This is a genomic window from Pseudomonas sp. PDM32, from assembly GCF_019219225.1.
Lineage (GTDB): Bacteria > Pseudomonadota > Gammaproteobacteria > Pseudomonadales > Pseudomonadaceae > Aquipseudomonas > Aquipseudomonas laurylsulfatiphila.
Genome location: NZ_JAHUWE010000068.1, coordinates 1 through 258 on the forward strand (window position 1 = coordinate 1; position 258 = coordinate 258).

Here is a 258-nt window from a genome sequence, read left to right on the forward strand (position 1 = left end):
CGTTGAGGGTTACCGGATCGTCGTTGTTGTGGATCTGCAGCACCAGTTTCGCAGTGCTGCTGTCGCCATCGGCGTCAGTGAGGGTGTAGGTGAAGGTGTCGGTGCCGTCACCACCGCCGTGCAAGGCCTTGAAATCGGCATCGCTGGTGTTCAGGGTGTAGGTGTAGGTGCCGTTGGCGTTGAGTACCAGGGTGCCGTAAGTGCCGGTGAAGGTGCCGGGGGTGATCGGGCCAGAGCCCTCACCGATGGTTACCCGGT

1 protein-coding gene is annotated in these 258 nt (G+C 61.6%); it reads right to left on the reverse strand.

Features of this window, described 5'->3' with window-relative positions; translation table 11 throughout:
* Positions 1–258: VCBS domain-containing protein (locus tag KW846_RS30630; RefSeq protein ID WP_218486476.1), on the reverse strand; the 258-nt coding region annotated here is incomplete at both ends.